Raw genomic sequence first — 9,127 nt, 5'->3', positions numbered from 1 at the left:
TCGAAAACAAGAGTGCCTTCGACCGCGCCTTCAGTGATCCCCTGGTGAAGATGATGGCCGAGCTAGCTGCAGAATGATGAGTTGGTCGCGGGCCGCTTCGGCACTGTTGTCGCCCGGACCGTACAAGGCAAGCTACGGCCGGCCTAGATACAACTCTGAGCATGACCGGCAATGGTCATCCTCGCGCGTACGATCGCGCTACGATAGCCGCAAATGACACTGAATGAATATAATGAATATGTAGAATACGATTCCACCGGTTTGAGTGCCGGCGACGTGACGCCATTGGAATTGACGCGCTTGGCCCGCCAGCCGCACGATGAGGTCAATTCGCGCATCAATGCTATAAATGAATTCTACGACGATACGGAAAACCGCTGCTGATGCAGATGCAGGCCTCTTCCATGCTGTTCCATTGCTTTGGAAGGATCTCGGAGCCATCGAAGGCGGCCGTCAGAGGAAGCCGGTTGTTTAACGGCTACTGTTCAAATACCAACAGCTTGTTTTCATCTCGCCCGATCTGGAGGGCCAAGGACTCTCGGTAGGCGACAACTTCGGAATTTGGAGTTGGATTGAGTGAAACGATTCTCCATGGGATCACCCGTAATCCATGGGATCTGGACCGCTCTACAGGTGGCTCGTCTGCGAAGCCGCACCCGGCGGTGTCTGAAAATTCTGGAACATGATCGCGCTTGATCGCGTCAAGTTCGAGCCCAGGAACACAACGTAGCTTTCGACGAGGTGCGCTCAACCCATCACTTCGGGCCCCTTTTTGGATTCCCTATTTCGCGCGCAGCATCGGATTGATCTTTTTCCCCGGCGGGACTGTGCGATCTAACGCTATGATCTGCTGCTGCTGTTCGGGCCGCCACGCGGCCGTGACGTATGCGCGGCGCGCCCTGCCGGTGTGACTCCCCACCGGCAGGGCACTTTTTTTTAATGCGCTATGTGAGGGTGATTGGGGCACCCTCGCCATTCAAGCCAAGCTGCCACACTTGCGCACCCGCTAACCCAGAAACGGGCTCCGTCATGGCTTGCTGGACGGGCTGTCTCGCAGCGCTGCTCGAATGTTTGAACGCGAGGATCGAGCGCCACGGGGGTCCTCTTCGCGCACATATTTCAAACCAAGCCGCCTTGTGCGGTCCACGTTTCACCAGTCGACGCATTTTGGAGCAAACCGTCCTCCTCTATGCATTTATAGTTGTAGGTGCACATCAACCGCACCATTAATTCAAAGGAGATGAGGCTTCGTCTCTCGAATGACCGCTTCAAGTGACTGAGCTCGATCGGATAAAGCCCATAGCTCCCTGCCAGGGTTCAGCGTCGGTCGTCGGAATCTTTCTCCGGGCGGGACAGGACCGAGAACGTCATTGGTGTCGTCTGACTGACGTCCAGGTCGCGGCGATGACGCGGCTCGGATGCATGACTAGCGACTTTGAACCAGCGGGCTCGATCTCGAAAGAACGCCCAATGCTACGTCGTGGTCCAAAGGGTGATCGATGTTCACGACACGATGGCCGTGGGTTAGGCGAGGCGATCAGGAATTGGTGCGCGAGTAACTGACTTCTGCCTCCTCCCAAGGCAGTACCGGCCCGGCAGCGAGCGTAGTCTCCTGCCGGGCTTTCAATTCGCTGAGTGTCTGCGCACCTTTGCCACAACCGAACGTGCCTCCCCTGTTCAAGCCCAACCGCCACTCCTGCGCGCCGCCTGACCAAAGAAATTACCGGTCTCGATCCGGGTAGCACTGCGCCGATTACTGGCCGTGCCCAGAACCTCGAGGATCCTGATAACCTCATCTGGCCACCCGGCAGGTGCGCGGAAGGTATTGAGCGCCAACTGTCGACGTTCCATCATACGCGAGGTGTACGGTGGAGTACCTGGAGTAGTTCTGTTGACCGGGCGACAAGGCCAACTGCGATTCGACTTCGTGCAGCCGGCGAGAGGGTGTCCCGCGCTGGCGCACTGACATAAGCGGGCTCCGCGGTTCGGTTGCCTCAAATATGCTCCATGACTGGTTGCCGAAGAAACCAGCATACTTGGTTCGCGCGTTTCAGCTTGTCGGCGAAAATGATGGGACTTTTCACCATTGAGGCGCAAGTAGGGGCTGTAACTATCGTTGAACGGAGCTACAAACGGACTGTTCGATAGGCAGTACGGGAGAGATCGGCACGTTGCCGACACCGACGGAGCAACCCCCCAAGGAAACTCTCAGGTACAAGCGACCGTCCTGCCGAACAATCTGGAGAGAGACGCCGGAGCGTCCACCGAAGGGGGAAAGCCGGGGCTCCCGGTTAAGCTCTCAGGTACAGTGACAGATTTGGGGAAGAGCCGCGGGCCGGCTGGCCCGAACCCATTGTCCTGTCTGGAGAGCGAAATGCCCAAGATTAGAGCGAAATGCCCAAGATTGTTGTGATTGGTGCCGGCATTGCCGGCGTGTCGACAGCCTATGCCCTTTTGGAACACGGCTATGACGTCACCGTGCTAGAGCGTCAGCGCTATGCCGCAATGGAGACTTCGTTTGCAAACGGCGGCCAGCTCTCGGCGAGCAATGCGGAAGTCTGGAACCACTGGTCGACGATCTTAAAGGGCATCAAGTGGATGGCGAGGGCGTCGCGCCACTCCTCATGAACCCGGCGCCGCATGGCACAAGTACAGCTGGCTTGCGGAATTTGTATCCCATATCGCGAAGTACCGTGAGAACACTGTTGCCGCCGCCCGTGTGGCCATCGCTGCGCGCAGGCACATGTTTGACATCGCCGAGCGTGAGGGCATCGATTTCGACCACGTTCGCCACGGGATCCTTCATGTCTATTGGGACAAGCCGGGCTTCGACCACGCCACGAAAGTCAATCAACTCCTCGTCGAAGGAGGCCTTGACAGGCGGCCGGTCACAGCGGGCGAAATCGCGTCCATTGAGCCGGCCTTGCCGGGCGCTTTCTATGGAGGGTTCTACACGCCTTCGGATTCAACCGGTGACATCCACAAGTATACCACCGGCTTGGCCCGCGCATGCGAACGGCACCGTGGAAGTTTCCACTACGACGCGTCGGTGACAAAGATTGAACGACGCGGCCGGTTCAGGCTGACGTACTCGAGCCAAGCTGCCACGGCGCAGGTTATCGAGGCCGCGATCGTCGTATGCGCGGGTTCGAACGGCCGTGACTTCGCGGCGATGCTGGGCGATCGCCTCAACATCTATCCTGTCAAGGGCTACTCGATCACGGTCCACCTGGAGGACGATGCGGCGCGGGAAGCCGCTCCATGGGTGAGCATCCTCGACGACCGGGCCAAAATCGTGACCAGCCGGCTTGGCGCAGAGCGCTTCCGAGTGGCCGGGACCGCAGAGTTCAACGGCCAGAACCGGGACATAAGGGATGACCGGGTAAGACCTCTGGTAGACTGGACGCGGCAGCTCTTCCCGGGCGTCAACACGAACCGCGTTGTGCCATAAGCCGGCCTCCGTCCAATGATGCCGAACATGATGTCGCGTGTCGGCAAAGGGAAGGCGCCGGGCGTTTACTATAACATTTGGCGAAGTACAGGGACTTCCTGGCGGAGATCGGCTATCTGGTGCCGGAAGAGCCGGATTTCAGCGTTTCGACGAAGAACGTCGATCCAGAGATCGCGACTATCGCGGGGCCGCAGCTGGTCGTGCCGGTGATGAATGCGCGCTATGCGCTCATCAAGGACTGGACAGAGAAGAAGGTCAGGCGCCAGCTGGCGCATGCTCAGAAACGAAAGGGCTTCGGCTGGACGCGGTGGAATAGGCGGTGGCTCTACGACACTCTACGGCTGTTTAACGGCTATCGAGTGCGGCGAGACATGCTGAAAGTCGCTCCGGCAGGATAGGTTTCCCATAAGCCTCGACATGAAGCAAATGGGGGAGCGTAGTGCGGGCAATCCGTAAGCTGCGTTCGACGTGGAGGGGACAGGAAACGTGGCATGGGCGAGGAACTAAAACTTCGACCCAAACCAACGCGCCTGTCCTCGACCCTACCATCGCCAACATTCAGCCGCGATCCCCGCCAGGCGGAGAATCGCTTCATGGCGCTTGCTATCCCTTTTGGGTCGGTTGCCAACAAGGAACAGCTGGAAAGAGGCTTGCACGTCGCAATCAGCGAGACAGTTCGCATCCCGCCCGAATCGATCGATCCCGCAATCAAGAATTATCATTGGCTCGATCTCGTGAAGGGCCTTTTCGATGCCTACGACAAAGGGGCGGAGACAGCGCTGATCGTCGATACAAACGGGCACATAGCGGAGGGGCCTGGCTTCAATGTGTTCGTTGTAAAGGACGAATCGCTGAGGACACCCGCTTTTGGGGTGTTGCCTGGCATCACGCGCCGGACTGTGTTCGATCTTTGCGCCGAGATCGGGCTCTCGGCCACGACTGTTGACGTTAGTCGTGCTGAGATCAAAGCGGCTGACGAGGTATTCATCACCTCCACGGCCGGTGGCATTATGCCCGTGACCCGTATCGACGACACCGCGATCGCTAACGGGCTTGTCGGATCCATCACCCGCCGGCTCATGGAGCTCTACTGGCAAAAGCACGATGATCCGGCATGGTCGAATGCTGTCAGCTACCCATGATCGGAAATGAGCCATGCGAGAGCGATTTCGGAGCGGCTTTGCTTACCTCATCGAGGCGACCGGCCCCTCGATTTTCGCGGCAGCGATTACCACTCGATGATGAGCATGTACTTGTGCATGGCCTACTCGATGCCGTTCCTGCGGAGTTGCCGATGAAGAACGCTTTCACTGCCTATTTGTCGACGGAACTGGCTGAGTTGAAGTCTGCAGGGCTTTCCAAATCCGAGCGGGTCATCACCTCGCCCCAATCGTCCGAGATCGAACTCGCGGATGGCAGCACGGTTCTGAATTTCTGCGCCAACAATTATCTCGTCTCGCTGACAATCAAGATCTGCGGGATGCGGCTAAGGCTGCGCTCGACCGCTATGGATATAGCATGGCATCGGTCCGCTTCATCTGCGGCACTCAGGAAGAGCACAAACAATTTGAGGCGCGCATCTCCTCATTCCTCAAGATGGAAGACACGATTCTCTATTCATCCTGTTTTGACGCCAATGCCGGTCTGTTCGAGACGCTGCAGCGGGCTACCAATCGGCATTTAGATCGTCAGCCGCTTTGGTGATGAAGCCGCACTGGTTCGCTTGGCATGTGATATTGAAGAGGCGCGGCCGTGTAGCGGCCGGCGACCAGAAGTTCGAGCAGGAAGCAATTACCAACCCCAACGTCCGAAAATACCAGAGCATGATCGCGCTTGATCGTGTCAAGTTCGAGCCGCGGGTAACGGTGTAGACTTGAGCATGCCGCGCTGAAATCTTCACCCGAGGCCGCGTTTTGAAACCGTCATTGCACGCCCGGCATTGAGATTGGGGTTTTTCGCCTAAGCAACTGTGCGATGTAGAGGTGCAGTCGATCTGCGTGCGGACGGTATGAGTTGCCGAACGTTCGATACGGGCAAAGCAACCGCGCCGGGCTTGCCGGACCGGCGAACTATCCCGGTTACCCAAATACAGTGATCAGTCAAATCCAGACATTCATCCAAACACACGGAAAGTAGGAGATCATATGGATAGAGATTCGCACAGTCGCCATTCGATCCAGCACGATGGTGGCTTTGATACGGTCGGTTCAATTGCCACAAATGTTGAAAACGGCTTCACAATGGCAGCAGTTGGCGACCTGCTCTTTGCGCGGCCAGTGACCAAGGGCAATTATCCCGGTCTGGGCGATGTCCTCAGCATGTTTAAAGAGGCCGACGTCAGTTTCGGGAACCTGGAAACCAACATCTTGGATGTCCTATCGAAAGGATGTCCGCAGGCTGAGTACGGCGGGGCGTATTGCGTCAGCGACCCGGAGCTTGGAGCTGACTTAAGGGCCATGGGCTTCAATATGGTCAGTCGCGCGAATAACCATACACTTGACTGGGGCCTTGAAGGCATGCGCGAGACGAGCCGGGCGCTCGATCAAAACGGCATCATCCATGCAGGCGCAGGCGAAAACCTTGCACAAGCTGGAGCCGCCCGATTCCTGGAGACTCCGCGCGGAAGGGTAGCGTTGGTGTCATTTGCCACGACGTTCATGCCGATGGCTCGTGCGTGTGATCCCGCTGGCGAGGCGCCAGGCAGACCAGGGCTCAACGCCCTTCGTTTGGAGAAGAGCATCGTTGTTCCGCCGGAGATGCTTGAGAGCTTGAGACAAGTGCGCGAAGTGCTACCCGGTTACAACCCCGCTGGAAAGGATCCAAGCCGCGTAGTCCTCGACGAGGTGACGTTCAAAGCTGGCCAAAAAGCCAGTTACAGCTTCGAGCCCAACTCGCGTGACATCTCCGATATCCTGCGCAACGTTCGTCGGGGCAAGCAGATCTCCGACTTCTGCATCGCAACAAATCATGAGCACGAGCCTGGGGTATGGAGCCAAGAACCGCCTGACTGCGAACAGGCGTTTGCCCGACAGGTTATCGATGCCGGGGCGGACGCATACGTCGTGCATGGACCTCATCAGCTGCGAGGGATCGAGATCTACAAAGGCCGGCCTATCTTTTACAGCTTGGGTAATTTCTTCTGTCAGGATCTCCGAACGCCGGTAGGCGCTGACATGTACGAGGTATACGGCAAGGATCCGAAGGTCGATACAGACGCCGAAGTCACGGTCGACGAAGTGGCAAAAGGGTATCCGTATACGGCGGCAGGGTTAGCAGGCTCTCAATCTGATACGATCTTTTATGAGAGCGTGGTCACCATTAGCCGTTTCGAACAGAACCAGCTTGCTGAATTGCGGCTCTATCCGATTGAGCTACGCCGCTCAAATAGGTTTGCCAACCGGGGCGTGCCGCGTCTCGCTGGCGTGCCGCAAGCAATTGCCATTCTGGAGCGGCTACAGAAGCTCTCGGAGCCGTATGGCACCCAATTCACCATCGAGAACGGTGTTGGACTGATCCGACTGCAACCCAGCACGGCCCAACGTGGCATGTAGCGATGCCTCAGCGTGGGCGTGGTGGCGCAGGGCGCCGAACTTCCGGGCCGGACGGCGCAAGGCGGACTGGAGCGACGATCGCTCCTGGCGAGCCCTAGCTGTACAAGGTCCGCTTGTCGGTAGAGGGCATCGGCAGTACGGCCGTTGCCGGAACACCCCTAATCCTTCACTTGGCCCTATTCATGACTCCGCGCTTGAGCCTGCTCAACCGCGGAGTCGATGCCTAATAAATTGTTTGCCGTTTTTGGACGAAAATTAGCCAGAGGCCAGCACCGGCCGGACTCTAGTCTTAGTCTAGCATTTCGAACCGATGACTCTGCCGAATGAGTATTGCTCGGTCGGATCGGTCCAGGCTCGGTGCTCAATGCTACGCGTCTAAGCATCGATCATCGATCGCTTCTCATGACCGATTCGGATGTCAACCGCTACGTGCTTTCGCCACGCAGGATCATCACGGCGGCATCAGCCAGCACCTGGCAGCCGAGCACTAGGTCAGCATCGTTGGTGTTTTCGGTCCAATGTTGGAACACCATGTAGGGTGGACGACCGCCCTTGGCTCCATCGGAGCGCTTCAAGCTTCACCGCCTCGGAGAGTGGCTTGCCGAACCCCCCACGGAACCAGCGCGTTCGGCTTTTCCAGGGGATCGCAGGCTTCGCTCAGCCTCAAAATAGCGCTCGTCAATGTCCCAGAAACCCGCTTGTCCCCGCATCTCCAGCCGCACAGTAAGAGTGTGCCGCGGATCCTGCTTGTTTCAAACCACGCCACTGTATGCGACAACCGTTTCAGCCGGCAGTCCTTTTTGGTGCGAACCTCCACCCCAGGTGTCATAGCCTTTAGTGGATAGTTTCGACGCTGCCAACGCTACTTTCAGGTCAACTCGAATAGATAGACTTGGCTGCTAAAGAGTAGCCTTCCATTTGCCGTCTGAATGCAGAATACCACCTGGAGATGTTAGTTGGTCACGAATTTTACCGCAAGCTCCGGAATGTTTCAGGATGCGTTTTTTAGCCGAGATGGATCTGCGCCCGTTCCGCTTATGATCAGAGCGGAAGGGATTTGGATGTTCGATGAGCATGCGAAGGCCTACATCGATGGATCGTCGGGTCCTATCGCCAGCAATATCGGGCATGCTAATGAGCGTGTAGCGCATGCGATGTATCAGCAGGCAATGACGCTTGATTATGCTTATCCGCGCGTTGCGCGTCACGCTGGCAACGCCGCGCTAACAGGGCGGCTTTGCAGTCTAGCGGGGGCGCCATTCGAACGGGTCGGTCTCACGTCAGGCGGAAGCGAGGCTATGGACCTTGCGCTGAAGTTCCTGCGGCAATACGCGGTTGCAAAAGGCTTGTCGAGCAAGCGCATTTTGATCTCCAACATGCCTTCGTATCATGGCGCTTCCATCGGCACGCTCGCGATTTCGGGCGATGAATCGTTAGAGCCTTTTCTATCTGGTTTCGCAGTTAGAGGCGCGAAAGTGCCGGCTCCAATGACCTATCGAGGAGAGCCGGACTTGTCGCCTGAAGAAATCGCTGAGCAAAGCGTAGCGGCACTTGAGTATGCTATCGTAAATCTAGGCCCAGAAAACGTCCTCGCGTACGTGGTTGAACCAGTAGGCGGTGTGGCAACCGGATGCCTCGTGCCGCCTTCCATTTATTTTCGACGCATCCGTGAGTTGTGCGACCGATACGGCGTGTTTCTCGTATTCGATGAGATTCTGTGCGGCGCCGGCCGAACCGGTAAGTTTCTCGCATCACACCATTTGAGCGGCTGCATTCCAGATGTCATTGTCATGGCAAAGGGAATTGCCGCAGGTTACAGTCCTTTGGGTGCGGTGCTTCTCCCTGCAGAACCCGTTGATGAATTGGCAAAGCTCACCGGTTTTAACTTTTCACATACGTACGGCGCGAACCCTATCTCGTGTGCCGCCGCGCTCGCGGTCTTGGACGAATATGAAGATCGCGATTTGATCACCAACGCCTCGCAAACTGGCCAGCATCTTGGACAAACATTGCGGCAGCTCATGAACACCTCACCTATCGTAGGCGATGTGCGCGGAATTGGGCTGCTATACGCGGTTGAATTGGTAGCAGACAAGGAATCGAAAGCTCAATTTCCGTACGATTT

General features: G+C 57.2%; 6 protein-coding genes, 3 pseudogenes and 1 riboswitch. Of the genes and pseudogenes, 8 read left to right on the top strand and 1 reads right to left on the bottom strand.

The annotated features are described in order from the left end of the window. Positions 1-213: 213 nt before the first annotated feature. The 7 genes and pseudogenes from CIT26_RS36375 (at position 214) to CIT26_RS02295 (ending at position 7,002) form a co-directional block, all read left to right on the top strand. The gene (locus CIT26_RS36375; protein WP_167391250.1) at positions 214-384 is read left to right on the top strand and encodes a hypothetical protein; all 171 of its coding nucleotides are present in this window, start codon (positions 214-216) and stop codon (positions 382-384) included. 1,760 nt (positions 385-2,144) lie between these two features. Continuing rightward, positions 2,145-2,235, top strand: a riboswitch (glycine riboswitch). A 159-nt stretch (positions 2,236-2,394) separates the two neighbouring features. Then, a pseudogene (locus CIT26_RS02315) lies at positions 2,395-3,526 on the top strand (D-amino acid dehydrogenase); the annotation flags it as partial. Positions 3,527-3,528: 2 nt separating this feature from the next. Beyond that, entirely contained in the window at positions 3,529-3,849 is a 321-nt protein-coding gene (locus tag CIT26_RS02310; RefSeq protein ID WP_095491065.1) for a hypothetical protein, read from the top strand. A gap of 150 nt (positions 3,850-3,999) precedes the next feature. Then, positions 4,000-4,593: pseudogene (locus CIT26_RS02305) on the top strand (aminotransferase class IV); the annotation flags it as partial. A 152-nt stretch (positions 4,594-4,745) separates the two neighbouring features. Further along, a pseudogene (locus CIT26_RS02300) lies at positions 4,746-5,110 on the top strand (aminotransferase class I/II-fold pyridoxal phosphate-dependent enzyme); the annotation flags it as partial. 44 nt (positions 5,111-5,154) lie between these two features. Next, entirely contained in the window at positions 5,155-5,322 is a 168-nt protein-coding gene (locus CIT26_RS37305) for a hypothetical protein (protein ID WP_245319016.1), read from the top strand. 273 nt (positions 5,323-5,595) lie between these two features. After that, entirely contained in the window at positions 5,596-7,002 is a 1,407-nt protein-coding gene (locus CIT26_RS02295; RefSeq protein WP_095491064.1) for a CapA family protein, read from the top strand. Between the two features lie 425 nt (positions 7,003-7,427). On the opposite strand, the gene CIT26_RS36370 is transcribed toward CIT26_RS02295, so the two are convergent. Next, positions 7,428-7,577 carry a hypothetical protein gene (locus tag CIT26_RS36370; protein WP_167391249.1) on the bottom strand — a complete coding sequence of 50 codons (150 nt, stop codon included), beginning with the start codon at positions 7,575-7,577 and terminating at the stop codon, positions 7,428-7,430. A gap of 381 nt (positions 7,578-7,958) precedes the next feature. On the opposite strand from CIT26_RS36370, the gene CIT26_RS02290 reads away from it, so the two are divergent. Next, on the top strand, positions 7,959-9,127 hold a 1,169-nt coding region (locus CIT26_RS02290), incomplete at its 3' end, for an aminotransferase family protein (protein WP_143747764.1).

It is taken from the genome of Mesorhizobium temperatum (assembly GCF_002284575.1).
GTDB lineage: Bacteria > Pseudomonadota > Alphaproteobacteria > Rhizobiales > Rhizobiaceae > Mesorhizobium > Mesorhizobium temperatum.
The sequence above is the reverse complement of the archived record's forward strand: the minus strand, read 5'-3'. Positions and strand labels throughout refer to the sequence as shown.

Bases quoted from the DNA above. Each gene is read 5' to 3' on its own strand.
- CIT26_RS36375 (WP_167391250.1), top strand. From the start codon at position 214: ATGACACTGAATGAATATAATGAATATGTAGAATACGATTCCACCGGT.
- CIT26_RS02295 (WP_095491064.1), top strand. From the start codon at position 5,596: ATGGATAGAGATTCGCACAGTCGCCATTCGATCCAGCACGATGGTGGC.
- CIT26_RS37305 (WP_245319016.1), top strand. From the start codon at position 5,155: ATGAAGCCGCACTGGTTCGCTTGGCATGTGATATTGAAGAGGCGCGGC.